We start from the raw sequence: 24,515 nt of genomic DNA, 5'->3' as shown, positions 1-24,515 counted from the left end.
CCATCCTTCCACGGGACCCGCACCCAGGGCGATGTCCGTTTTCCGCCGGACCGGGGAGTTCCGGCGCGGCACGCTCGGACCATGACCACGTATGAGGCTCGCGCGATCGAACCGGACGCGCTGAAGGAACTCCGGGAGACCGACGACGCCGGGCAGCCCTGCGTCCCGTACACCGCCACCGAGGGCGGCGCCCCGCTGCGGTGCTGCCTGCGCGGCGGCGAACCGGGGGAGCGCATCGCCCTCGTCTCCTACGCCCCGCTGCGCCGCTGGGCGGCGGCGACCCGGGCCCGGCCGGGGGCGTACGACGAGCAGGGCCCGGTCTTCATCCACGCCGAGGAGTGCGGGGGACCGGACCCGGCCCGGAAGGGCTATCCGTTCTCGCGGGCCGGCGCGCTGCGGACCGTACGGCGTTACGACGTGGACGGCCGCATCGTGGGCGGCCGGCTCCTGGAGATCCCGGCGGACGAGGAGCGCGGGTACGACGAGGCCCTGGCGGAGGCGTTCGCGGACCCGGCGGTGACGCTGGTGCACGTACGCGCGGTGGAGTACGGCTGCTGGCACTTCGAGGTGCGGCGCCCCTGAGCCCCCGCCCGGGGCGCTGCCCCGGACCCGCTCCTCAATCGCCGGAGGGGCTGGAAATTCAGCCCGTCCGGCGATTGAGGACACACAAGGTCAGCCGGCGAGCTCCGCCGCGACCAGCTCCGCGATCTGCACCGCGTTCAGCGCCGCGCCCTTGCGCAGGTTGTCGTTGGAGACGAACAGCGCGAGACCGTTCTCGACGGTCTCGTCGTTGCGGATGCGGCCCACGTAGGACGCGTCCTTCCCCGCGGCCTGGAGCGGCGTCGGGATCTCGGACAGCTCGACGCCCGGCGCGTCCTTCAGCAGCTCGTACGCGCGCTCCACGGAGACCGGGCGCGCGAAGCGGGCGTTGACCTGGAGGGAGTGGCCGGAGAAGACCGGGACGCGGACGCAGGTGCCGGAGACCTTCAGCTCCGGGATCTCCAGGATCTTGCGGGACTCGTTGCGGAGCTTCTGCTCCTCGTCCGTCTCGAAGGAACCGTCGTCCACGATCGAGCCGGCCAGCGGCAGCACGTTGAAGGCGATGGGGCGCTTGTAGACGCCCGGCTCCGGGAAGTCCACGGCCGAGCCGTCGTGCGTGAGCTTGTCCGCGTCGGCGACGACCTTGGACGCCTGGCCGTGCAGCTCGGCGACACCGGCGAGACCGGACCCGGAGACCGCCTGGTACGTGGCGACGGTCAGCGCTTCGAGCCCCGCCTCCTCGTGCAGCGGGCGCAGCACGGGCATGGCGGCCATCGTGGTGCAGTTCGGGTTGGCGATGATGCCCTTGGGGCGGTCCGCGATCGCGTGCGGGTTGACCTCGGAGACGACCAGCGGGACCTCGGGGTCCTTGCGCCAGGCGGAGGAGTTGTCGATCACGACGGCGCCCTGCGAGGCGACCTTCTCGGCGAGCGCCTTCGAGGTGGAGCCGCCGGCCGAGAACAGCACGATGTCCAGGCCCGTGTAGTCGGCCGTGGAGGCGTCCTCGACGGTGATCCCGCGGCCCTGCCACTCGATGACGGAACCCGCCGAGCGCGCGGAGGCGAACAGCCGCAGCTCGTCGACCGGGAACTTCCGCTCGGCCAGGATGCCGCGCATGACTGTGCCTACCTGACCGGTGGCGCCGACGATTCCGACCTTCACAGGAACTCCCTCAGACGTACGAACGGGCACGGTTGCCGGTCCATGATGCGTATGTCCACGCCCGCCTTGTCCAATCCATTGTCCGGCCTGCGGACGAGTGGCGCCCAGCACAGTGGGGCGGGTGCCCGGTGAGCACCCGCCCCACTGCCGTACGGATCACATGTTCAGCACCGTGTGGTCACGGCGTGACCTTCTCGATCACGACGCTGCCGGTGCCCGCCGCGGTGCCGCGGGCGTTCACGAGGCCGACCTCGCCGAAGAACTGCCGGCCCTCGGGGGCCGCACCGGCCACCTTCACCTGCGCGCCGACCGTGGCCGACGCGCCGGGGGCCAGGTTCACGGCCTTCGACTCGTCCACCGAGATCGTGCCGAGCGACGCGGAGTAGTACACGTCGCGGTAGTCGTACGCGGTGGTCCCGGCCGGGACGTCGTACCCCTCGACGACGACGGTGTACGTGCCGGCGGCCGGCTTCACCAGGCTGACGGCCTCCTCGGAACCGGCCGTGGTGGAGGCGCCGACCTCGGCGCTCCCCTTGTACACGTACAGGTCGAGGTCGGCGTTGGCGTCGCTCGTCCCGCCGATGGCGACGTCCAGCTTCTCGACGCCCTCACCGATGGTGACCTCCTTGGTGTACGAGCCACCGGTGGAGATCGACGGGCGCTCGACGTCGGCCGAGCCCAGCGAACCGCCCTTGAGCGTGCCCTCCAGGGCGCCCGCGTCGTTGGTCACCGTCCAGTCGACCGAGGCCGGGGTGCCGATCTTCGCCTCGGCGATGGTCCGCACCGCCGGGTCGAAGGTCGCGCCGAGCAGCGCCACGTCCAGCTTGTACGGGTTGTCCAGCAGCGGCGACGTGCGCCGGGCCTCGACCTCGATCTCCCAGACGCCGGGCTGCGGGTCCGGGTAGGAGCGCGCGTCCGGGCGGCAGGTGTTGGCCGGGTTCTCGTAGTTCGGGTAGCAGTTCGGCGTACCGCTGTCGTCCACCGGCACCCCGTACGGGTGGATGGAGATGAAGCGGGTCTGGCTGCCCGAGCGCAGGGCGCTCATCGCGACCTCGAGGGTCTTGGCGCCCTCCGGCACGGTCACGAAGTACGACGTGGTGCCGTTGCGCTGCACCGAGCCGGACGCCTTGAACGCGTAGGACGGCTTCGCCAGCGCCTTGGAGACGACGACCGTCGTCAGGATCTGCTGGTCGGTGCCGGCGGTCTTCCTGTCGTCCAGCTGGAGGATCGCGCTGTGTACGCCCGCGCTGCCCGGCTTCGCCTGGACCTCGACCGTGACCGGCTTGCCCAGCGGCAGCGCGACCTTCGTGGGGCCGACCAGCGAGAAGGTGCCGTCGTCGTACTTCCAGGAGAGCTTGTGCTCGACCTTCTTGTCCGGGCCCGTGGTGCGGGTGACCGTGACGTCGTAGGTCTTCTTCTGGCCGGCCTGGAGGCCGCCCTCGCGGTCGTACAGGCCGGTGCCGAAGCCCGGGGTCTTCAGCGCGAAGTCGATCGCGGTGTCGACGGGCGCCTTGACCGTGTACTCGTGTGCCGGGGCGCCCTGCTGGGAGATCAGCTTCCAGGCGTCCACGATGTTGATCAGACCGGCGCCCTGGGCGTGCGCGGGCACGTCCTTGATCTTGGTGGCGGTGCTGGTCAGCGCGGTGCGCAGGTCGGCCGGGGGCAGCTCGATGTGCTTCTGCTTCGCGGCGGACAGCAGCAGGGCGGTCGCGCCGGCGGCCTGCGGGGAGGCCATCGACGTGCCCTGGAGCATGGAGTAGCCGGCCGGGAGGGAGTAGCCGGCCTCCTTGACCGGCGAACCGGGCAGCCAGGTCTGCGTCGAGTTGATCGACGCGCCGGGCGCGGTCAGGGTCGGCGCGAAGCCGCCGTCCTCACGCGGGCCGCGCGAGGAGAACGGCATCATGTCGTACTTCTTGGTGACGTTCGAGCCGTAGTTGGCGGCCCAGGTCTCCTTGGAGATCGACGCGCCGACCGAGATGACGTGGTCGGCGAGGCCGGGGTCACCGATGGTGTTGACGCCGGGGCCGTCGTTGCCGGCCGAGATGACCAGCTGGACGCCGTAGATGTCGACCAGCCGCTTGTACAGCTCGGAGCGGGCGTTGTTGCCGTCGTTCAGCGGCGGCAGGCCGCCGATCGACATGTTGACGACGTCGACGCCGCGGTTCACCACGAGGTCGATCATGCCCTCGGTGAGTGCGATGTTGGTGCAGCCGCCGGACCAGGTGCAGGCGCGCGAGGAGACGATCTTCGCGCCGGGCGCGGCACCGTTCATCTCGCCGCCGAAGAGGCCGTTGGCGGCGGTGATGCCGGCGACGTGCGTCCCGTGCTCGGACTCGATGACCCCGATGGAGACGTAGTCGGAGGTGTCGCCGGCCGCGTTGTAGACGACGTCCTCGCGGTTCTCCACGACGAACGGGATGCGCTCCACGACGTCCGTGCGCGGGTCGTCCTCGCCGAAGTAGGAGACCTGGTGCTTCTCCTTGTACGGCTGGAGGGCGGTGTCGTCGCGGAAGTCGCCGTTGTTGTTCAGGTCGACCCGGGAGGCGCCGCTGACCGGGTCGTAGAGCACGGCCCAGGTGTCGGTGGTGTCGCCGTCGCGGTTCAGGTCGCCCGCCATGTCGCCGCCCTTGGTGGCGGCCTCGGCGAACAGGCTGATCCGGTACGAGCCCTGGGGCGCGTTGTACGTACGCCCCTTGTACGTGAACACCGGGCCGGTGACGGTGTCCGTCATCCGCAGCCAGGTGTCGTCGTCGTCGCTGACCGGGTCGGTGGCGGTCACCCAGTCGGTGATCTTGCGCTCACCGGTGGTGGTCTTCTGGAGCGCGGGGTGCGCGATGTCGACGCCCGCGTCCAGGACGCCGATGGTGATCCCGCGGCCGTCCGCCTTCGGGTGCTGCTTCACGAAGTCGACCGCACCCGTCTCGAAGGACGGGTTGTACGGGTTCTTCGCGGGCGTCTTCTTCCCGGGGGCCGGGTAGCTGCCGGTGGACTTCACCCTGCTCTTCGCGCCGGTGGCCCGGTCCGCGGCGGGCGTCGGGTCGTCCAGCACGATCTCCTGCTTGAGATCGATGCCGTGGACGGAGCTGAGCTTGGACGCCGCCTTGATCGTGGCCTCGGCGGTCGCGGTCGGCACGGTCGCCCGTACGTAACCGAGCTTGTCGTAGGCGCGCCCCAGCACGGAGCCCTTGACGGCGTCCAGCTGCTCGGTGACCTGCTCGGTCGCGCCGGGGGCGGTCGCGACCATCATCGTGACGGTCTTCTCGCCCCTGGCCTTGGCCTTGGTCAGGACCTCGGCGTCGGCGGAACCCAGCTTGTCCGCAGGAGCGGTGCCGGCGGCCTTGACGGGTGCGGTGGCCGGGTCGTCGGCGGCGAAGACGGGGGCGACACCGGTGGCGGCCAGCGCGGCCACCAGACCGGCGGCGGCCGCCACTCTGGCCGCTCGTCTCGCTCCGGATATGGAGCCGGGGGATTCGGAGGTCATCAGCATCCCTGTATGTGAAAGAGAGAGTCCGGAAATCGGTACCGGATGACCGCTCACCCTTTCGTAAATGACAGGGGTTTGTGGAGAGTTGTGGGGGCCTTGTTGAATACCTGGCGGGATCCCGCCACCGGGGTGAAAGCGCCAGTGGGGACGAACGGGCTGATACGTGACGTGAATCCGGCCATGCGGAGGTGTTCGGCCCCCGTTCAGCGGGGCAGGATCATCACGTACGCCGCCGGCTCCCGGTCCACCGCGGCCATCAGCGCTGTCCGGACCACGGCCGCCTGCTGCCCGGGCGCGTCCCGCAGCTTCTTCGGCGAGAGGTGCACGACGGTGACGCCGAGCCGTTCCAGGTGCTCGCGCCGCACCGCGTACGCCGACCACTCGGCCTCGTGCTCTTCGTCCTGCCGGCTGTGGCGCGGGGCCCTCGTGTCCAGCTCCACCGCGACCGCCTCATCGGGCCAGTAGGCGTCCACGCGGCCCAGGTGCGGGCCGCCGGGCAGCCGCAGGTCCACGTTCCACAGCGGCTCCTCCAGCCCGTGCGCGCGCACCATCGCGTACAGCCGCTCCTCCGCCATCGCCCGGCCCTCGGCGAGCAGCGAGTCGACCGCGTCGACCACCTGGGGCCGGCCGAGCACCTTGGCCCGGTTCAGCTCGCCCACCAGCACCGCCGGCTCGCAGTGGCCGCCGCGCACCGCCTCGGTCAGCAGCCGGCGCACCGTCACCGCGTCCTCCGGCCCGGCCACCGCGTCCGCCAGCGCCCGGGCCACCGGGGCCACCGGCAGCCCGTCCACCCACTCCGGGCCCGGCAGTTCGGCGGTCCGCAGCAGCCGGGCGTAACCGGCCGAGCGCAGCCGCCGCACCCGGGGCACCAGCACGTCCACCCGCTCCACGGCGGCGGCGGGCGGCGCGGCGGTGAAGCCGTGCAACGAGAGCGCGGCGAGCCCGGTGAGCACCGCGTCGCCGTACGCCGGATCGACGCTCCGCGTGGGGGCCGGGCGCCGCCCGGAGGCCGGTGGCCGGCCCGCGTACAGCAGGGCCGACCGCAGCCGCTCCCGGCCGCTGAGCGGACCGGGGTGCAGGACGAAGACCCCGGGTAGCGGCTGCTGCCACGGACCACCGCCCCGGCACCGCTCCGCGGCCCGCCCGGCGGACACGCCCATCGTCTTCAACTGGGCGGCGGAGAGGACGCGTTGACGCCCGCGGGTGGGAGCGGGGCGGCCGGACTGAAGCGGGGTGTTCTGGGTCATGCTCCGGTGTATCCCGCCAACGGCCGCGACCTTAACCCCTGTTACAGGGCCGTCGACATACCCGGACAACACCGTCCTGAAGCCCGGGCGTCCGGCATCCGAAAAACGCCGGATCCGCCCGCACCGCCCCCCGGCCCGTCCGGCGTCCGAGGACGGGACCCTTGCCCGGGACCGGCGCGACCGGGCAAGGGTCATGAGCCGGACGCCCTACGCCACCGCGTCCGTGGCCTGCGCCCGCAGCGCCCGAGCCAGGTCGTCCCGGGCCTCCAGCACCAGCCGCCGCAGCGCCGGCGGCGCGTCCGCCCGGGACTCCAGCCACGCGTCGGTCGCCTCCAGCGTCGCCGGGTCGTCCTGGAGTGCCGGGAACAGTCCCTTGACCACGGCCATCCCGATCTGGATCGACCGCTCGGCCCAGACCCGCTCGATCGCCTCGAAGTACCGCGCGGCGTACGGCGCCAGCAGCTCCCGCTGGGAGGACTGCGCGAAGCCCGCGATCGTCGCCTCCACCAGCGCGTTGGACAGCGCGTCCGACTCCACGACGTCCGCCCACGCCCGGGCCTTCACCTCGGCGGACGGCCGCGAGGCCAGGCACCGCACATGGTGCCGCCTGCCGGAGGCCGTGTCGTCCCGGGCCAGCTCCGCGTCGACGGCCGCCTCGTCGGCCGCGCCGTGGGCGATCAGCGGCGACAGGAACGCCCAGCGCAGCTCCTGGTCGACGTCGAGCCCGTCGATCCTGGCGGTGCCGTCGAGGAGTCCGGCCAGCAGCTGGAAGTCGGTGTCCGACGCGGCGACCGACGCGAAGAACCGGGCCCAGGCGAGCTGGTGCTCACTGCCCGGCTCGGCGAGCCGCAGTTCGCCGAGCGCGCCCTCGGCCAGCGCCCGGCCGCCCTCCTCGCGCCACGCGGGAGCCGCGTAGTTCACGAGCGCGCCGCGCGTCCAGGCGTGCAGCATCTGGAGCACCCCGATGTCCGTCTCGCGCCCGGCGAAGGCCAGGACCAGGGAGACGAAGTCGCGGGCCGGCATCAGCCCGTCGCGAGTGAGGTTCCACAGCGCCGACCAGCACAGGGCGCGGGCCAGCGGGTCCGTGATGTCGCCCAGGTGCGCGCGCAGGGTGGCGAGCGACACCTCGTCGAAGCGGACCTTGCAGTACGTCAGGTCGTCGTCGTTGACCAGGATCAGCTCGGGCCGCTCGGCCCCCGCCAGCTCCCCGATCACGGTGCGCGGACCCGACACGTCCGCCTCCGCACGCGCGTAACGCACCAGCTCCCCTTCGGGGGTGCGGCGGTACAGGCCGACGGCGACCCGGTGGGGCCGCAGCTCCGGGTGGGACTCCGCGGCCTCCTGGAGGATGGCCAGCTCGGTGATCCGGCCGGCCGCGTCGTACGTGGCGACCGGGGTCAGCGAGTTGACGCCCGCGGTCTGGAGCCAGGAGCGCGACCAGGCGGTCATGTCCCGCCCGGACGTCTCGGACAGCACCGACAGCAGGTCCCCGAGCCGGGTGTTCCCGTACGCGTGCTTCTTGAAGTAGCGCCGGGCGCCCTCCAGGAACGCCTCCCGCCCCACGTACGCCACGAGCTGCTTGAGCACGGAGGCGCCCTTGGCGTACGTGATGCCGTCGAAGTTCAGCTTGGCGTCCTCCAGGTCACGGATGTCGGCCGTGACCGGGTGCGTGGAGGGCAGCTGGTCGGCGCGGTACGCCCAGGACTTGCGGTTGTTGGCGAAGGTGATCCAGCCGTCCTCGAAGCGGGTCGCGCCGGTCATCGCGAAGACGCCCATGAAGTCCGCGAAGGACTCCTTCAGCCACAGGTCGTCCCACCACTGCATGGTGACGAGGTCCCCGAACCACATGTGCGCCATCTCGTGCAGGATGACGTTGGCCCGGCCCTCGTACGCCGCCTGCGTCACCTTGCCGCGGAAGATGTACTCCTCGCGGAACGTGACACAGCCCGGGTTCTCCATCGCGCCCAGGTTGTACTCCGGCACGAACGCCTGGTCGTACTTCCCGAACGGGTACGGGTAGTCGAAGTTGTCGTGGAAGAAGTCGAGGCCCTGCTTGGTGATCAGGAAGATGTCGTCGGCGTCGAAGTGCTTGGCGAGCCCCTTGCGGCACATCGCGCCGAGCGGGATCTCCAGCGTCGTGCCGTCCTCGAAGGTCCGGCTGTAGGAGTCGGTGACGTAGTGGTACGGACCGGCGACGACCGCCGTGATGTACGTGGAGATCGGCTCGGTCTCCGCGAACCGCCACACCCCGCCCTCGCGGGACTCCTCCGCGCCGTTGCTCCACACCGTCCACTCGGCGGGCGCGGTCACCTGGAAGCGGTACGGCGCCTTGAGGTCGGGCTGCTCGAAGTTGGCGAAGACGCGGCGGGCGTCCGCCGGCTCGTACTGGGTGTAGAGGTAGACCTCGCCGTCCTCCGGGTCCACGAACCGGTGCATGCCCTCGCCGGTCCGGCTGTACGCGCACCGCGCGTCGACCACCAGGACGTGTTCGCCCTCCGCCAGGTCCGTCAGCGCGATCCGCGCCCCGTCGAACACGGCCGCCGGGTCCAGCGCGGTGCCGTCCAGCGTCACCGCGTCGACGGAGGGGGCGATGAGGTCCGCGAAGGTCGACGCGCCGCCGCGTGCCGCGCGGAAGCGGATCGTCGTCACCGAGCGGAAGGTCAGCGGACCGTCCTCCGCGTCCCGGCCGGGGCCGCCGGTCGCGGAACGCACGTCGAGTTCGACGTCGTAACCGTCGACGGTCAGCAGCTCGGCCCGCTCGCGGGCCTCGTCTCGGGACAGGTTCTGGCCGGGCACGGCACACTCCTTTGTGTCACGTTCGAATAGTTTGATCCTCCCATGCCGCCCTCCGGACCCGCGGGCGGGAATGGCCGGAGCGTCGTCCGGTGTTGTCGGGCAAGACGTGCCCACCCGCGCGATCCGCCCGTTCGAGGAGAGAGATGTCTGACAACAGCACGGCGACCGGCAGGACCCCCGTCGACTTCTGGTTCGACCCGCTCTGCCCCTGGGCCTGGATGACCTCCCGCTGGATGCTGGAGGTGGAGAAGGTCCGCGACGTCGAGGTCCGCTGGCACGTGATGAGCCTGGCCGTGCTCAACGAGGACCGGCTCGACGAACTGCCCGCCGAGTACCGCGACATGCTGGAGAACAAGGCGTGGGGCCCGGTCCGCGTCGTCGTCGCCGCCCAGCAGCTGCACGGTGACGAGGTCGTCGGCCCCCTCTACACCGCGCTCGGCACCCGCTTCCACAACCGCGGCGAGGGCCCGACCCGCGAAGCCGTCGAGAACGCCCTGAAGGACGTCGGCCTCCCCGTCGAACTCGCGGGCCACGCGGACTCCGACACCTACGACACCGAGCTGCGCGCCTCCCACAAGGAGGGCATCGAGAAGGTGGGCCAGGAGGTCGGCACCCCCGTCATCGCCGTCCCCGGCGCCGACGGCGAACAGATCGCCTTCTTCGGCCCGGTCGTCACCCCGGCCCCCAAGGGCGAGGAGGCCGCGAAGCTCTGGGACGGCACCCTGATGGTCGCCTCGATCCCCGGCTTCTACGAGATCAAGCGCACCCGCACCCAGGGCCCGGTCTTCGACTGACACCCGCCCGGCGGCGGGGAGCCCTCCCCGCCGCCGACTGGTTACCCCACCGTGACGCCACATGTGACCTGGGGCACAGCCCGGACCGGCCCCCCTTTGATCTTCTGGGGGGATGCGCCCCGCCACCGCCCTCGCCCTGTGTGCCGCCCTCGCGAGCACCGCGCTGCTCACCGGATGCGGGACGGAGACCGCCGGGGCCCCGGCCTCGCCCGGGGCGACCTGCGCCTCCCTCGCGCCGCTCGCCGACCCCGCCGGGCGGACCTGGGACAACGTCCGGGTCGTCAGCGGCGAGTGCGGCCCCTCCGGCGCCCCGTCCACCGGGTTCGAGGTCACCAACACGGACAGCGAACCGCTCACCTTCACCCTCACGTTCACCCTGGTCAACGGGTTCGGTGAGGCCATGGACAGCATCACGCGCACCGTCGAGGCGGTCGAACCCGGCCAGACCGTGCGGCGGCCCCTGGACGCCGGGGACGGACCGGGCTCGGCCCGCACCTACCGGGCCCGGATCACCAAGGTGCGGGCCGTCCCGGCGGACGAGGCGCCCACTGAGGACGGCGCCTGCCCGCCCTCGGGGGTCCGCGTCACCGACGACCGGGGCGACGCCGCGATGGGGCTGCGCGTCGTGGGCATCCACCTCACCAACTGCTCCACCACCGACTACCGGCTGAACGGCTACCCCGCGCTCCGGCTCCTCGACGAGGACCGCGATCCGGTGAGCGGGGTCGAGATCCTGCACGGCACCACCGCGATCTCCACCGGCATCGGCGGGGACGCCGAGCCCCGCCCCGTCACGCTGCGCCCGGGCGAGAGCGCGTACGCCAACCTCGCCTGGCGCAACACCACCACGGACGGCGACCCGGTCGACGCCCCCTACGTCGAGGTCACCGCGAAGCCGGGCGCCAAGCCCGTGACGGTCACCCCGGAGCTGGACCTCGGCACCACGGGCCGGCTCGGGGTCAGCCCGTGGACGAAGACCCCGGCGGACGCGGGCGTCCCCCGGGGGTAGAGGACCGTACGGGGCTCAGCCGCCCGCCGGGCCGTAAACGGAGACCGGGTCGCCGGCCCGCACCACGCCCTCGCGGACCACCGCGTTCTTCGCGCCGAAGCTGAGCTTGTTGCCGAACTCCGGCTCCCTGCGGTACGTGGCCAGGGTGCGCACCGGCTCCGGTCCGGCGCGCCGCCCGGTCCGCTGGTCGACGAGCGGGACGCCGCACCGGATCGCCTTCACCGAGTAGGCGAGTTCGGCGGTGCCCACGCTCATCCGCGCCGCCCGGTCCTCGAAGTGCGGCTCGTCGTCGCCGGTCAGCACGATGTTGGGCCGGAAGCGGTCCATGGGCACGGGTGCGGCGTCGCCCCGGGCCGCGATGCGGGCGTTGAGACCGGCCAGCGAGGCGGTCGAGGTGACCAGGACCGCGTGCGCGTCGCCGAAGTTGACCTTGCCGGGGGTCTCGCCCCAGCCGTCCCGGTCGAAGCCGGGGACCACCCGGACGAGCCGCGACGCGGCCCCGAGCGCCTCGGAGAACCATTCCGCCGCCGCGTCGCCCTGGTCGACGGCCTCCCCGAGGTCCCGGCCGAACATGCTGACCTCGCGGCGGGGCCCGTCCGGGACCACGTCCAGGCGCAGGGGGCCGGTGGACTCGGCGGACAGGGCGAGGACCGCGCCGGAGTCCAGCACCTCGGCCCGGAGCGCGGCCATCGCGGGGTGGGTGCGCTGGCTGCGGAACGTGCCGTCGGCCGCGTCGACCACCATGAACGTCCGGTCGTGTGCGAGGCCGGTGGCGGTGACCCGCGCGGAGTCGACCCGGATCCCGGCGCAGCCCTTGACCGGGTAGTACACCAGCTCGTGGACAGTGATCGTCATGACGTGCTCCTCATGCCGGACATCATGGCAGCCGGGGCGGGACGACAGAGAGGCCCCCGCCTGTCACGTCCAGGCGGGGGCCTCCCCTTCAACCGCCTGCCAGGTGAAGGGTGAGAAGACGATCACGAGGCAGGACGTCCGTGTGTACGGCCGCGCGGCCCTCGCTCAGGGGGCGAGCAGCAGCACGTCCGCGCGTTCCTTGGCGGCGGCGTAGCGCTTGGCCACGTCCTGCCAGTTGACGACGGCCCACATCGCCTCGATGAAGTCGACCTTCTGGTTCTTGTACTGGAGGTAGAAGGCGTGCTCCCAGGCGTCGAAGACCAGGATCGGGGTGGAGCCCTGGCCCACGTTGCCCTGGTGGTCGTAGACCTGCTCCACGATCAGCTTGCCGCTGACCGGCTCGTACGCCAGGACGCCCCAGCCCGAGCCCTGCGTGGTGGCCGCGGCCTTCGTCAGCTGGGACTTGAAGCCGGCGAAGGAGCCGAAGGACTCGGTGATCGCGTCCGCGAGGTCGCCGACACCGTCCGCGGCCAAGGGCTCCCCGCCGCCGTCACCGGTCATGTTGTGCCAGTAGATCGAGTGCAGGATGTGGCCGGAGAGGTGAAAGGCGAGGTTCTTCTGGAGGCCGTTGATCGCTCCCCACGCCTCCTTGTCCCGCGCCTCCTCCAGCTGCTCCAGGGTGTCGTTGGCGCCCTTGACGTAGGCGGCGTGGTGCTTGTCGTGGTGGAGCTCGATGATCTGCGGATTGATGACCGGTTCGAGCGCGGCGTAGTCGTACGGGAGTTCCGGGAGCGTGTACGTGGCCATTGGTTTCGAACCCTCCAACTGCTGACAAGTTGTTATTGCAACCTCTATGCAAGAGCAGGCTAACAGCAGGAATGCCGAACACCGGGTCAGCCCTTCGGCTGAGGACCCGGTGTTTCGTACGGCTTTACGAGGGTTCGTTCAGGCTCGGGCGACGCGCCGCCGCCGGCGTACCGCCCCGATCGCCGCCAGGGCGACCGTCAGCGCACCCGACGCCAGGAGCTGGTCCCGGGTGGAGGGCTGGCGGAGCATCAGGACGAAGATGCCGGCCATGGCGATGAGTGCCACCACCGTCAGCCCCGGGAACAGCCACATCCGCACCACCAGCTTCTCCGGCGCCTCGCGCTCCAGACGGGCGCGCAGGATCAGCTGGGAGACGGCGATGAAGATCCAGACGACCAGGATCACCGCACCGGTCATGTTCAGCAGCCAGGGGAAGACGTCGTCCGGCCGCCAGTAGCTCAGCAGCACGCAGAGGAAGCCGAAGGCGGACGAGACCAGGACCGCCGGGCGCGGCACCCCGCCGGAGACCCGGCCCAGCCGCTTCGGGCCCTGGCCGCGCGCCACCAGCGAGCAGGCCATGCGCGAGGCGCCGTAGACGTTGGCGTTCATCGCGGAGAGCAGGGCGACCAGGATGACGACGTTCATGATCTGCGCCGCCTGCCCGATGCCGAGGTGGTCCAGCGCCGCGTAGAACGGCCCCACCTCGACCACCTTCGGGTCGTCCCAGGGCACCAGCGTGACGACGACCGCCATCGAGCCCACGTAGAACAGCGCGATCCGCCACATCGCCGTCCGCACGGCCTTCGCGACGCCCCGCACCGGGTCCTCGGACTCCGCGGCGGCGATGGTGACCGTCTCCAGGCCGCCGTACGCGAAGACGGAGGCGAGCAGTCCCACGACCAGGCCGTCCGGGCCGTTCGGCAGGAAGCCGCCCTCGCCGCTGAGGTTGGCGGAACCCGGCGCGTCCGTGCCCGGCAGCACGCCCAGCACCGCCAGCACGCCCAGCACCAGGAACAGCGTGATCGCGGTGACCTTGAGCGCGGCGAACCAGAACTCGAACTCGCCGAACTTCGTCACCGAGGCCAGGTTCGTGCCCAGGAACACCACCATGAACAGCGCCACCCAGGCCCACTCCGGGGTCCCCGGCAGCCAGCCCGTCACGATCTTGGCCGCGCCGATCCCCTCCAGGCCGACGGCCGTGCACAGCAGCACCCAGAACGCCCAGCCCGCCGTGAACCCGGCCCACGGCCCGATCGCCCGCTCGGCATGCACCGAGAACGAGCCGGACGCCGGATTGGCCGCCGACATCTCGCCGAGCATCCGCATCACGAGCATCACCAGCAGGCCCGATACCGCGTACGCGATGACGATCGAGGGGCCCGCGGCTGCGATGCCCGCGCCGGAGCCGACGAAGAGCCCGGCGCCGATGACACCGCCCAGGGCGATCATCGAGAGATGGCGCTGCTTCAGCCCGTGCGACAGGGGCGAGTCGGGGCCGGTGTCCGGCGCGGTGGCCGGGGAGCCGGTGGGGGAGGGCGCGGAGGTCCGGGACATGGACGGGCTCTGTTCGGTCGGTGAGACGGGGACGTCCTCCCAGTCTGGCCACGCGATCCGCTCGCCGGTAACCACCGTCCGCTGTACGGTCACCGGGTCCACACCGTGCGCGCACGCGGCGCCGGGTGGTGGGTCACCGTCACGGACCGCGCTTTTAGAGGGACTTCACAGTCCCACTTCCGCGCGCCTTCCCGGATCTCCCGGGGCGCATACCCGTTCACCTCCGTGACCAGCATCACGCTCCACGATGATTGCGCCACCCTCCTTGTGTGAATCCCACCAACGCCCCGATCGCCGCTTTGTGGGCCGCTGATGGTGATCGGGCGCGGTCCGGTCGGATAGCGTCACGGTCAGTCCGTCCCGACCCTCACCCCGCGGAGTCCCCGATGAGCACTGCTGCCGCCCCCGCCCGCACCGGAGCGGTCCTCGCCGACCTGCTGCCCGCCGCCCGGCACCGCTACGCCGTGGACACCGCCCTGGTGCTCGGTGGCGCCGCGCTCACCGGCATAGCCGCCCAGATCGCCGTGCCGGTCCCGGGCTCCCCGGTCCCGGTCACCGGCCAGACCTTCGCGGCCCTCCTCGTCGGCACCGCGCTCGGCGCCCGCCGCGGCTTCCTCTCCCTCGCCGTGTACGCCCTCGTCGGCATGGCGGGCATGCCGTGGTTCTCGGCCGGCAGCTCCGGCCCGGGCGGCGCCTCCTTCGGCTACGTGCTCGGCATGCTCCTGGCCGCCACCGTCGTCGGCGGCCTTGCCCGGCGCGGCGGCGACCGCTCGGCGCTGCGCACGGCCGGGACGATGGTCCTCGGCTCGGCGATCATCTACGCGGTCGGCGTGCCGTACCTGGCCCTGTCCACCGGCATGCCGGCGAGCGCCGCGATCGCCGCGGGCCTGACGCCGTTCCTGCTCGGCGACGCGCTGAAGGCGGCGCTGGCCATGGGCGCGCTGCCCGCCTCCTGGAAGCTCCTGGGCCGCCGGGGCTGACCCCGCGCACACTCCACGGAGGCCCGCCGACCGCACCGCGGTACGGCGGGCCTCCGCACGTCTGCCCGGCACCGGGTACACCGCACCCCGTCGTCCGCGCGCGGGCGCCGCCCATGCCACACTCCTCCCATGCGCGTGTACCTCGGATCCGACCATGCCGGTTACGAACTCAAGAACCACCTCGTCGAGTGGCTCAAGGCCCAGGGCCACGAGGCCGTCGACTGCGGTCCCCACATCTACGACGCCCAGGACGACTACCCGCCGTTCTGCTTCCGCGCCGCCGAGAAGACGGCCGCCGACCCGGACAGCCTCGGCATCGTGATCGGCGGCTCCGGCAACGGCGAGCAGATCGCCGCCAACAAGGTGAAGGGCGTCCGCGCCGCACTCGCCTGGAGCGAGCAGACCGCCGCGCTCGGCCGCGAGCACAACGACGCCAACGTGATCGCCATCGGCGGCCGGATGCATACGGTCGAGGAGTCCACGAAGTTCGTGGAGATCTTCCTCTCCACCCCGTACTCCGGCGAGGAGCGGCACACCCGCCGCATCGACATGCTCACGGCGTACGAGAACACCGGCGAGCTCCCCCCGATCCCCGCCCACCACCCGCAGCAGGGCTGACCAGCTTCCTGTGCCGCCGGTCCCTCCGGCGGCACAGCCATGTCCGCCCCCCCCCGCACCACCCAGGAGACCGGCAACCGTGCCTGAGGGACACACGATCCACCGCCTCGCCGACGACCACCGCGAGCGCTTCGCCGGCCGGCCGGTACGGGCGAGCAGTCCGCAGGGCAAGTTCTCCGGCAGCGCCGCCCTGCTCGACGGGCACGTCCTGGACACGGCCGACGCGCACGGCAAGCACCTCTTCCTCGGCTTCGGCGACACCGGCTGGGTCCACATCCACCTCGGCCTCTTCGGCAAGCTGAACTTCGGTACGGTGCCGGCCCCGCCGCCCACCGACACCGTCCGGCTGCGCCTGGTCAGCGACGCGCACCACGCGGACCTGCGCGGCCCCACCACCTGCGCCCTGATCACGGACGCCGAGAAGCGCGCGATACACGACCGGCTCGGCCCCGACCCGCTGCGCGACGGTGAGGACGGCGAACGCGCCTGGCAGCGGATCTCCCGCAGCCGGATCACCGTCGCCGCCCTGCTGATGGACCAGAAGGTCATCGCGGGTGTCGGCAACGTCTACCGCGCCGAGGTGCTGTTCCGGCTCGGCATCGACCCGTACCGGGCGGGCAGGGACCTCACCCGCCGCGAGTGGGACGCGATCTGGGCGGACCTGCGCGCGCTGATGCGCGAGGGCGTACGGAACAACCGGATCGACACCGTCCGCCCCGAGCACCTGCCCGAGGCGATGGGCCGCCCGCCCCGCGTGGACGACCACGGCGGCGAGGTCTACGTCTACCGGCGCGCCCGCCAGGGCTGCCACATCTGCGGCACCGAGATCCGCACCGCCGACCTGGCCGCCCGCAACCTCTTCTGGTGCCCCGGCTGCCAGTCCGCGTAATCCGCACGTCCTACCCAGGAGTACGGCACCGGGCGGGCCGATTTCGAACACATTGTCACGGGGTCCCCCTGCACCGGAGGCCGCCGGGTGGATAAGGTCCCCGCAATGGCCCGACGCGCAGGAGCAGAGACATACCCGGCCCGATGGCGGAAATCGGCGCACCGGGTCTACACCACGCTGCGCCGGTCCGGGGTCGACTACTTCCGCGGCGACGGCTCCGACTGGATCGCCCTGGCCGGACTGTTCCTGGTCATCCCGGTCATCACCTGCCTCACCCTGGCCGACCCGGTCTGGTGCGCGCCCACCATGCTCGTCCTGCCGATCGTCGCGGGCGGCCTGCTGCTGCGCCCCGCCAGCCTCCTCGGCCTGTACGCGGCGGCCGCCGTCGCCCTCATCGTGGAGTCCCTCTGGCTCGGCCCGTACGAGGACGGCCCGGCCAGGGTCACCCCCGGCACCGTGCTCACCGTCGCCGCCTGCGGGTTGTTCGGGCTGGTCCTCGCCCAGTTCCGCGCCCGGGTCGGGGTGCCCTGGCGGCGCGGCGGCACCATGCTCTTCGACCTGCGCGAACGCATCCGCGTCCAGAGTTCGCTGCCCCGCCTCCCGCAGGGCTGGCACCGCGAGATGGCGCTCCGCCCGGCCGGCGGGCAGTCCTTCTCCGGCGACTTCGTCGTCGCGGCGCGCACCCACGGCGGCCGCACCCTGGAAGCCGTCCTGACCGACGTCTCCGGCAAGGGCATGGACGCCGGTTCCCGCGCCCTGCTGCTGTCCGGCGCCTTCGGCGGGCTGCTCGGCTCGCTGCCCCCGCACGGCTTCCTGCCCGCCGCCAACGGCTATCTGCTGCGCCAGGACTGGGACGAGGGCTTCGCCACCTCGATCCACCTGGTCCTCGACCTGGAGACCGGCGACTACGAACTCCTCTCGGCGGGCCATCCGCCGGCCCTCCAGCTCCACGCCGGCAGCGGCCAGTGGGAGGAGATGGCGGCGGAGGGCCCGCTGCTCGGGGTGTACGACGGCGCCGAGTTCGACCCGGTCAAGGGCCATCTCGCCCCCGGTGACGTGCTGATGCTGTTCACCGACGGACTGGTGGAGGCGTCCGACCGGGACATCGCGGAGGGCATCGACCGGCTCACCGGCGAGGCCGACCGCTACGTCAGCACCGGTTTCGAGGGCGCGGCCTGGCACCTGATCGAGGCGTGCGCCAAGGACGTCAACGACGACCGGGCGCTGCTGCTCCTGTCACGGAAGTCCTGAACTCACGGAAGCCCTGAACTAACGGGCTCCTGACTTCACGGAAGTCCTGACCCGGCCCCGACCGGCTCGGACTCGCGGAGCGCCGGTTCCGCTCGGCCCGGCAGAAGGCGGGCCAGCCAGTGCGAGCGCCCGGCGGCCAGCGGGGCCAGCACGGCGAGGACGAGCACATAGCCCGCGATGAACGGGGAGAGCCGCTCGTCAAGACCGGCGCCCGCCGCCATCGTGGCGAGGATCAGGGCGAACTCGCCGCGCGCCACCAGGGTGGTCGAGATGTTCGCGGTGGCCCGCGGGCCGAAGCGGTACACCCTGGCGGCGGCGATCCCGGCGCACACGTTCATCGCGAGGGTGACCGCGACTGCGGCCAGCACCGGCCAGAGCACGGGGGGCAGGTCGCCCGGGTCGATGGAGAGCCCGAACGCGAAGAAGAAGATCGCACCGAACGCGTCGCGCAGCGGGTGCACCAGCTTGAGGATGCGCTCGCCCGACGACGTACTGCTGAGCATCAGCCCGACCACGAAGGCGCCGATCGCGTCCGCGACGCCGAACCACTCCGAGATCCCGGCCACCAGGACGGCGGCGCCGAGGAACGAGATGACCAGGAGCTCGTCGTCCTTGGTCCCGATCAGCTTGCCGACGACCCGGGTGCCGAACCGGGCGGCCAGGGCGAGCAGCAGCAGGAAGCCGAACGCCTTGCCGCCGTCGGTCACCGCCGCGGCGAGGCTGTCGGCGCCGGACAGGATGGGCTGGAGGGCCGCCAGATACAGGGCGAGGAAGACGTCCTCCACGACGATGATGCCGAGGATGGGCCGGGTCTCCGGATTGCCGATCCGCCCGAGGTCCACCAGCACCTTGGTGACGATGGCCGACGAGGAGATCCCGAGCACCCCGGCGAGGACCAGCGCCTCGGAGGTGCCCCAGCCGAGCGCGAAGCCGAAGCCGAGCCCCGCGCCGACGTTCAGGGCGAGATAGGTGCCCCCGGCGAGAGCCATCTTGCGGCCGCCCGCTTTGAGGTCGTCCAGGTGGAATTCCAGGCCCAGGTAGAAGAGGAGCAGCACCAGGCCGAGCGCGGAGAGCATCTCCAGGTCGTGCGGGTCGGCGACGAGGACGATGCCGGGGGTGTGCGGGCCGAGCAGGATTCCGGCCAGGATGAACAGGGGGATGGTGGGCAGTCCGATGCGGCGGCCGGCGCGGGCGAGGACCGCGGCGGCGAGGAAGGCGCCGCCCATGGCGATGAGCGTGTCTGCGTGTCCGATGAGCCTGACCTCGAAGAGTCAAGAGATCGTCAAGGAATGGTCAGAAGTTAGTTTACCGAACGATTGGCATCGCAACTCTCGGACCGGGTTTCCGAGGTGCGCCTAGAGTTCTCGCCATGACCGCATCACAGGCTCAGCTGACCCTCGCCGAGGTCGAGGCCCTGGCCCGCGAGGCCCACGCCGCCCAGCGGGACAAGGCCGGCCGCCCCTACACGGAACACCTCGCGGCCGTCGCGGAGGGGGTACGGAGCCGAGGCGGCAGCGACGAGCAGATCGCCGCGGCCTGGCTGCACGACGCGGTGGAGGACGACGCGCTGTCGGCCGAGTGGCTGGCCGGGGCCGCGCTGCCGCAGGCGGTCAAGGACATGGTGCTCGCCGTCACCAAGCGGGCCGGCGAGGAGCCGGAGGCGTACGCCAGGCGCATCCTGGCCACCCCCGGCGCCCTGCTGGTCAAGGAGGCGGACCTCGCCCACAATGCCGACCCGGCCCGCCTGGCGGTGCTGGAACCGGCCACCCGTACCCGGCTGACCGCGAAGTATGCGCGGATACGGGAGCTGCTGGGGCTCACCGCACCGAAGACGCCCTCGGAACGTCGGGATTGAGCCAACACCGCCCGACGGCACGACGAAGCCCGGCCACCGGGGCCGGGCTTCGGGGAGTGCGGAGGCGTCAGATCTTGGCGGCGTCCCGGCGGAACGCCCAGTTCATGTCCGGCTCGGTCACACAGCGCAGGACGCGCCGCACCGGCGGCGTGCACAGCAGCGTGACGGCGGTGGAGGCGACCACGGTCACGATCACCAGGCCCGCCGGACCGACCAGCCACGTGTGGTCGTCGAAGATCCCCGCGTAGTCGGCGCCCTTCACCAGGAAGCCGTGCAGCAGGTAACCGCAGATGGTGCCGGCGCCGAGCACCGTGAACCACATGTGCCGCTGCGGGACCAGGGCGAGGAACCCGGCCGTCAGCAGCGTCGCGCAGCCGAACATCGCCAGGGTCATCACCGCGCCCGACCACCACGGCGCCCCCATGTCCTGGGCGCTGGAGTCCCGCAGGAACCAGCCCAGCTGCATCCGGGGCGCCGCCCAGTACGCGAAGACCAGCGCACCGGCGAAGAGTGGCAGCGCGAACAGCCGCGCCTCGCGGCGGCGGACCAGCGCGAAGTGCTCGGGCTTCAGCTGGAGTCCGAGCACGAAGAAGGGCAGGAACTGCAGGACGCGCGGCAGGTCGAGGTCGTCGCCGATGCTGGGCGCGAGCGAGGCGAGGACGGCGATCGCGAGCGAAACGGCCAGCGGGTGGCGGAGGTTGCGCCAGATCGGGGTGGTGAGCCGCCAGATGAACAGGGCGGCCAGGAACCAGGTCAGATACCAGGGCTCCAGCAGGCTGACGGCCGCGTCCGGCTGGTCGTTCGCGTAGCGCCGGAAGAGCGAGTACGCCGTCTCGAACACCACGTAGGGCACGGCGACACCGGTGACGAGCCGCTTCACCTTCGCCGGGCTCAGGTCGAACGACCGGGAGAAATAGCCCGAGATGAGGATGAAGGCGGGCATGTGGAACGTGTAGACGACCATGTAGAGCGCCCGGGCGGTCCGGCTCCCGTCCATGACCGGGACCCAGGAGTGCGCCACCGCGACCAGCACGATGGCGAGGTACTTGGCGTTGTCGAAGAAGGCGTCACGCTGCTTGGCCCCGCCGCTCCGAGCAGGCCGGTCCCATACCGGCGCGGGGACCTCCCGGGGCGCCGTCGGCGCAGGGTGTCTGGGCTCCGCCTCCTCGGTCGCCGGGGGGAGTGTGGCCCTCTGCATTGCGTTCGGAGCGTGGAACATCTCAGGCACCCTAGACGTCTCGATTGCCATCCGTAAAACCGCCGTTGAATAGCGCGTCTTCCCTGCATATCAAATGGCAAACCAGCAGAATGTGCCCGTTATGACCTATTTAATCCCCACTAAATGGGGCAATCCATCAGGCAGTTGACCGAAGTGAATTACCTCGCTTTCGGCGTCGAATTTCCCTGTGAACGAAGTGTGTGGATACAGAAACGATCACCGTCGCATATTTCAGGAGATCACGTGGCCGCGCCACGGCCGCCGCGCGCCGGCCCCGCCCCGGTCCGGCGCACAGGGGGGGGGGCAAGGGGCGCAAGATGGCGCGATATCGACAGGTCGATACGTCACCCGGCAGCACCCCGGCGGGAGTTGGTGGCACGATGGAGGCGACGGAGGGTGCACGGCCGCACATCTCCGGGCCGGCAAGGCGGACCGACCGAGGGTGTGAGCAGTCGTGGCCATTTCGTTGTCTGTGGTGCTTCTGTTGGGGATCGTCCTGGTCGTCATGATCCGGAGCGGTTCCATAAAGGCGGGCCCCGCGATCGTCGCGGCGCTCTTCGGCTTCTTCCTGGCGCCGACGGGCATGGGGCCGTCGATCAACCGCTTCATGCACTCGATCATCGACTCGGTGGGCCAGATCAACTTCTGAGCCGCCCGGCCGCAACGCGAAGGGCCCGGTCCACCGGACCGGGCCCTTCGGCGATTGGAGCGGGCGACGGGAATCGAACCCGCGTAGCTAGTTTGGAAGACTAGGGCTCTACCATTGAGCTACGCCCGCATGCGCGGCACCGCAGGTCGAACGGACCCCGGCACGACAAGCATCGTAGCGGGTCACGGGCCCTGCCCGCACACCCCATGACGCCGCCCGGCCGAAAGCGACCGACCCGGCGCCTTCCTGCATGTACCCTACGTGTCGCACCGACGGGGTGTGGCGCAGCTTGGTAGCGCGTCCGCTTTGGGAGCGGAAGGTCGTCGGTTCGAATCCGGCCACCCCGACCACCGGCAAGATCGCGTGGACAAGATCGCGTTGCGGGAGTTCTCTCCCTTGCCGTTACTATGCAAAATGCGTGCCCGTGTGTCTGATGTACCGGGCTCGGTCCGCGAAGCCGCCCCCCGTGCGGCGGAGCAGAACCCCAAGAAGTCAGCCACCAAGGAGACCGAACCGTGAAGAGCGCCGTGGAGACCCTGAACCCGACCCGGGTTCGGCTCAGCATCGAGGTGCCCTTCGAGGAGCTCAAGGACAGCCTCGACGCGGCGTACAAGAAGATCAACCAGCAGGTCACGGTGAAGGGGTTCCGCAAGGGCAAGATCCCCAGCCGGGTCATCGACCAGCGGTTCGGCCGTGGTGCGGTGCTGGAGGAGGCCGTCAACGACGCGCTCCCGAAGTTCTACACCGAGGCCGTCAACGAGGGTGAGCTCAACGTCCTCGGCCAGCCCGAGGTCGACATCACGGAGCTGAAGGACGGCGAGCTGCTGGCCTTCACCGCCGAGGTGGACGTGCGCCCCGAGATCGAGATCCCGGACTACTCCGGCATCGAGGTCACCGTCGACGCCATCGAGGTCACCGACGAGGACGTCGAGAACGCCGTCGAGCAGCTGCGCGGCCGCTTCGCCTCCACCAACCCGGTCGAGCGCGCCGCCGCCGAGGGCGACGTCGTCACGATCGACCTGGAGGCCAAGGTCGACGGCGAGGTCCTGGAGGACGGCGTGGCCGAGGGTGTCTCGTACACCATCGGTTCCGGCGAGCTCCTCGAAGGCATCGACGAGGCCGTGACCGGCCTGGAGGCCGGTGGCGAGGCCACCTTCACCTCGCAGCTGAAGGGCGGCTCCGCCGAGGGCAAGGACGCCGAGGTCACCGTCAAGGTCACCGCCGTCGCCGCCCGTGAGCTCCCCGAGCTGGACGACGACTTCGCCCAGATGGCCAGCGAGTTCGACACGCTGGAGGAGCTGAAGGCCGACAGCCGCAAGCGCCTCGAGAACACCAAGCAGTACGACCAGGCCACCCAGGCCCAGGAGCGCGTCCTGGAGGAGCTGCTCAAGCTCGCCGAGGTCCCGATCCCGGAGAAGCTGCTCGCGGACGAGGTCCAGACCCGCAAGCACAACCTGGAGCACCACCAGCTCGGCCAGATGGGGCTCACCCTCGACAAGTACCTGGAGATCCAGGGCAAGACCGCCGAGGAGTTCGAGGCCGAGACCTCCGAGCAGGCCGTCAAGGGCATCAAGACCCAGTTCATCCTCGACGAGCTCGTCAACAAGGAGAAGCTGAACGTCAACCAGGAGGAGCTCACCGAGCACCTCATGCGGCGCGCCGCTTCCTCCGGCATGAGCCCGGACCAGTTCGCCCAGGCCGTCGTCGAGGGCGGCCAGGTGCCGATGCTCGTCGGCGAGGTCGCCCGCGGCAAGGCGCTCGCCGTCGTGGTCGAGGCCGCCAAGGTCGTCGACACCAACGGTGAGGTCGTCGAGCTGGAGGACGACGAGGACGCGGCGGAGGAGACCACGGAGGCCGCTGAGGCCACCGAGGCCGCCGCCGAGGAGAAGACCGAGGGCTGAACCTCGCGCTGACCCCGTACGACGGGCTCCGGACGCCACCGCGTCCGGAGCCCGTCGTCGTACCGGCGGACGGGACGCCACAACCCTTGTGCCAACTGCGGACCTTGCGCTCCCAGCGAACAGTCGCGGAAGCGGGATGGCGTTGTTCCACCTGCGCGTTAGGGTCCATGAAGAGGAAGGGTCGGGTAGTCCCGGCCCACCCGGTACGAAGACGCTGAGACGGCCGGAGCCGTCAGAGACGAGCAGGTGGATACGTGACGAATCTGATGCCCTACGCCGCCGGAGAGCCGTCCCTCGGTGGTGGCCTCGGCGACCAGGTCTACAGCCGGCTGCTCGGCGAGCGCATCATCTTCCTCGGCCAGCAGGTGGACGATGACATCGCCAACAAGATCACCGCGCAGCTCCTCCTCCTCGCGGCCGAGCCCGAGAAGGACATCTACCTCTACATCAACAGCCCCGGCGGTTCGGTGACGGCCGGCATGGCGGTCTACGACACCATGCAGTACATCCCGAACGACGTCGTCACCATCGGTATGGGCATGGCGGCCTCGATGGGCCAGTTCCTGCTCACCGGCGGCACCGCCGGCAAGCGCTTCGCGCTCCCGAACACCGACATCCTCATGCACCAGGGATCGGCCGGCATCGGCGGTACGGCCTCGGACATCAAGATCCAGGCCCAGTACCTGCTGCGCACCAAGCAGCGCATGGCGGAGATCACCGCCCGCCACTCCGGCCAGACCGTGGAGACGATCATCCGCGACGGCGACCGCGACCGCTGGTACACCGCGGAAGAGGCCAAGGAGTACGGCCTCATTGACGAGATCATCTCGATCGCGTCGGGCGTTCCGGGCGGCGGCGGCACCGGCGCCTGATCCGGACCACCGGACAGCGCCCGTACCGCACCGC

20 protein-coding genes and 2 tRNA genes are annotated in these 24,515 nt (G+C 71.1%); 12 read left to right on the top strand and 10 right to left on the bottom strand.

Features of this window, described 5'->3' with window-relative positions; translation table 11 throughout:
• The first annotated feature begins 81 nt into the window (after positions 1 to 81).
• Entirely contained in the window at positions 82 to 582 is a 501-nt protein-coding gene (locus tag ACLQ2N_RS08850) for a DUF1203 domain-containing protein (RefSeq protein ID WP_425810791.1), read from the top strand.
• A 90-nt stretch (positions 583 to 672) separates the two neighbouring features.
• Here ACLQ2N_RS08850 and ACLQ2N_RS08845 read toward each other — a convergent pair whose 3' ends face one another.
• The 4 genes from ACLQ2N_RS08845 to pepN form a co-directional block, all read right to left on the bottom strand.
• On the bottom strand, positions 673 to 1,701 hold the full coding sequence (locus ACLQ2N_RS08845) for an aspartate-semialdehyde dehydrogenase (protein WP_425810789.1): 1,029 nt from the start codon (positions 1,699 to 1,701) through the stop codon (positions 673 to 675).
• A gap of 178 nt (positions 1,702 to 1,879) precedes the next feature.
• A complete protein-coding gene (locus tag ACLQ2N_RS08840) occupies positions 1,880 to 5,188 on the bottom strand; it encodes a S8 family serine peptidase (RefSeq protein WP_425810787.1) in 3,309 nt (1,102 codons plus the stop codon).
• A gap of 200 nt (positions 5,189 to 5,388) precedes the next feature.
• Positions 5,389 to 6,432: a hypothetical protein gene (locus ACLQ2N_RS08835; protein ID WP_425810786.1), complete on the bottom strand. Its 1,044-nt coding sequence runs from the start codon at positions 6,430 to 6,432 to the stop codon at positions 5,389 to 5,391.
• 207 nt (positions 6,433 to 6,639) lie between these two features.
• On the bottom strand, positions 6,640 to 9,228 hold the full coding sequence (pepN, locus tag ACLQ2N_RS08830; RefSeq protein WP_425810784.1) for an aminopeptidase N: 2,589 nt from the start codon (positions 9,226 to 9,228) through the stop codon (positions 6,640 to 6,642).
• Positions 9,229 to 9,371: 143 nt separating this feature from the next.
• Here pepN and ACLQ2N_RS08825 point away from each other — a divergent pair, with 143 nt between their 5' ends.
• A complete protein-coding gene (locus ACLQ2N_RS08825; protein WP_391265210.1) occupies positions 9,372 to 10,022 on the top strand; it encodes a DsbA family protein in 651 nt (216 codons plus the stop codon).
• Between the two features lie 112 nt (positions 10,023 to 10,134).
• Positions 10,135 to 11,031 carry a DUF4232 domain-containing protein gene (locus tag ACLQ2N_RS08820; RefSeq protein ID WP_425810782.1) on the top strand — a complete coding sequence of 299 codons (897 nt, stop codon included), beginning with the start codon at positions 10,135 to 10,137 and terminating at the stop codon, positions 11,029 to 11,031.
• A 15-nt stretch (positions 11,032 to 11,046) separates the two neighbouring features.
• On the opposite strand, the gene ACLQ2N_RS08815 is transcribed toward ACLQ2N_RS08820, so the two are convergent.
• From ACLQ2N_RS08815 to ACLQ2N_RS08805, 3 genes are all read right to left on the bottom strand, one after another.
• Positions 11,047 to 11,886, bottom strand: a complete 840-nt coding sequence (locus ACLQ2N_RS08815) for an MOSC domain-containing protein (RefSeq protein ID WP_425810780.1) — start codon at positions 11,884 to 11,886, stop codon at positions 11,047 to 11,049.
• Positions 11,887 to 12,051: 165 nt separating this feature from the next.
• Positions 12,052 to 12,693, bottom strand: coding sequence for a superoxide dismutase (locus ACLQ2N_RS08810; protein ID WP_073965192.1), 642 nt, complete (start codon positions 12,691 to 12,693; stop codon positions 12,052 to 12,054).
• A 138-nt stretch (positions 12,694 to 12,831) separates the two neighbouring features.
• On the bottom strand, positions 12,832 to 14,247 hold the full coding sequence (locus ACLQ2N_RS08805) for an amino acid permease (protein WP_425810778.1): 1,416 nt from the start codon (positions 14,245 to 14,247) through the stop codon (positions 12,832 to 12,834).
• Positions 14,248 to 14,633: 386 nt separating this feature from the next.
• Here ACLQ2N_RS08805 and ACLQ2N_RS08800 point away from each other — a divergent pair, with 386 nt between their 5' ends.
• The 4 genes from ACLQ2N_RS08800 to ACLQ2N_RS08785 all read left to right on the top strand — a co-directional run bounded on the left by ACLQ2N_RS08800 (position 14,634) and on the right by ACLQ2N_RS08785 (position 17,985).
• The gene (locus ACLQ2N_RS08800; protein WP_425810776.1) at positions 14,634 to 15,227 is read left to right on the top strand and encodes a biotin transporter BioY; all 594 of its coding nucleotides are present in this window, start codon (positions 14,634 to 14,636) and stop codon (positions 15,225 to 15,227) included.
• 129 nt (positions 15,228 to 15,356) lie between these two features.
• Positions 15,357 to 15,845: a ribose-5-phosphate isomerase gene (locus ACLQ2N_RS08795; RefSeq protein WP_425810774.1), complete on the top strand. Its 489-nt coding sequence runs from the start codon at positions 15,357 to 15,359 to the stop codon at positions 15,843 to 15,845.
• A 79-nt stretch (positions 15,846 to 15,924) separates the two neighbouring features.
• Positions 15,925 to 16,734 carry an Fpg/Nei family DNA glycosylase gene (locus ACLQ2N_RS08790; RefSeq protein ID WP_425810772.1) on the top strand — a complete coding sequence of 270 codons (810 nt, stop codon included), beginning with the start codon at positions 15,925 to 15,927 and terminating at the stop codon, positions 16,732 to 16,734.
• A gap of 105 nt (positions 16,735 to 16,839) precedes the next feature.
• Positions 16,840 to 17,985, top strand: coding sequence for a PP2C family protein-serine/threonine phosphatase (locus tag ACLQ2N_RS08785; protein ID WP_425810770.1), 1,146 nt, complete (start codon positions 16,840 to 16,842; stop codon positions 17,983 to 17,985).
• A 35-nt stretch (positions 17,986 to 18,020) separates the two neighbouring features.
• On the opposite strand, the gene ACLQ2N_RS08780 is transcribed toward ACLQ2N_RS08785, so the two are convergent.
• On the bottom strand, positions 18,021 to 19,211 hold the full coding sequence (locus ACLQ2N_RS08780) for a cation:proton antiporter (protein WP_425810768.1): 1,191 nt from the start codon (positions 19,209 to 19,211) through the stop codon (positions 18,021 to 18,023).
• A gap of 143 nt (positions 19,212 to 19,354) precedes the next feature.
• On the opposite strand from ACLQ2N_RS08780, the gene ACLQ2N_RS08775 reads away from it, so the two are divergent.
• A complete protein-coding gene (locus ACLQ2N_RS08775) occupies positions 19,355 to 19,840 on the top strand; it encodes an HD domain-containing protein (RefSeq protein WP_425810766.1) in 486 nt (161 codons plus the stop codon).
• A gap of 67 nt (positions 19,841 to 19,907) precedes the next feature.
• Here ACLQ2N_RS08775 and ACLQ2N_RS08770 read toward each other — a convergent pair whose 3' ends face one another.
• Positions 19,908 to 21,059 (bottom strand): acyltransferase family protein, encoded by a 1,152-nt coding sequence (locus ACLQ2N_RS08770; protein WP_425810764.1) that lies wholly within the window; start codon positions 21,057 to 21,059, stop codon positions 19,908 to 19,910.
• A 454-nt stretch (positions 21,060 to 21,513) separates the two neighbouring features.
• On the opposite strand from ACLQ2N_RS08770, the gene ACLQ2N_RS08765 reads away from it, so the two are divergent.
• Entirely contained in the window at positions 21,514 to 21,708 is a 195-nt protein-coding gene (locus ACLQ2N_RS08765; RefSeq protein WP_018103181.1) for a hypothetical protein, read from the top strand.
• Between the two features lie 55 nt (positions 21,709 to 21,763).
• Here the strand turns inward: ACLQ2N_RS08765 and ACLQ2N_RS08760 are convergent.
• A tRNA-Gly gene (locus tag ACLQ2N_RS08760) sits at positions 21,764 to 21,837 on the bottom strand.
• 144 nt (positions 21,838 to 21,981) lie between these two features.
• Here ACLQ2N_RS08760 and ACLQ2N_RS08755 point away from each other — a divergent pair.
• The 3 genes from ACLQ2N_RS08755 (at position 21,982) to ACLQ2N_RS08745 (ending at position 24,481) form a co-directional block, all read left to right on the top strand.
• Positions 21,982 to 22,058, top strand: a tRNA-Pro gene (locus ACLQ2N_RS08755).
• Between the two features lie 165 nt (positions 22,059 to 22,223).
• On the top strand, positions 22,224 to 23,609 hold the full coding sequence (gene tig, locus ACLQ2N_RS08750; RefSeq protein ID WP_425810762.1) for a trigger factor: 1,386 nt from the start codon (positions 22,224 to 22,226) through the stop codon (positions 23,607 to 23,609).
• A 266-nt stretch (positions 23,610 to 23,875) separates the two neighbouring features.
• Positions 23,876 to 24,481 carry an ATP-dependent Clp protease proteolytic subunit gene (locus tag ACLQ2N_RS08745; protein ID WP_203601903.1) on the top strand — a complete coding sequence of 202 codons (606 nt, stop codon included), beginning with the start codon at positions 23,876 to 23,878 and terminating at the stop codon, positions 24,479 to 24,481.
• Positions 24,482 to 24,515: the final 34 nt, after the last annotated feature.

This window comes from Streptomyces sp. DT224 (assembly GCF_049844595.1).
Classification (GTDB): Bacteria; Actinomycetota; Actinomycetes; order Streptomycetales; family Streptomycetaceae; genus Streptomyces.
Note: the sequence above shows the minus strand (reverse complement) of the source record. Positions and strands in the feature narration are given on the sequence as shown.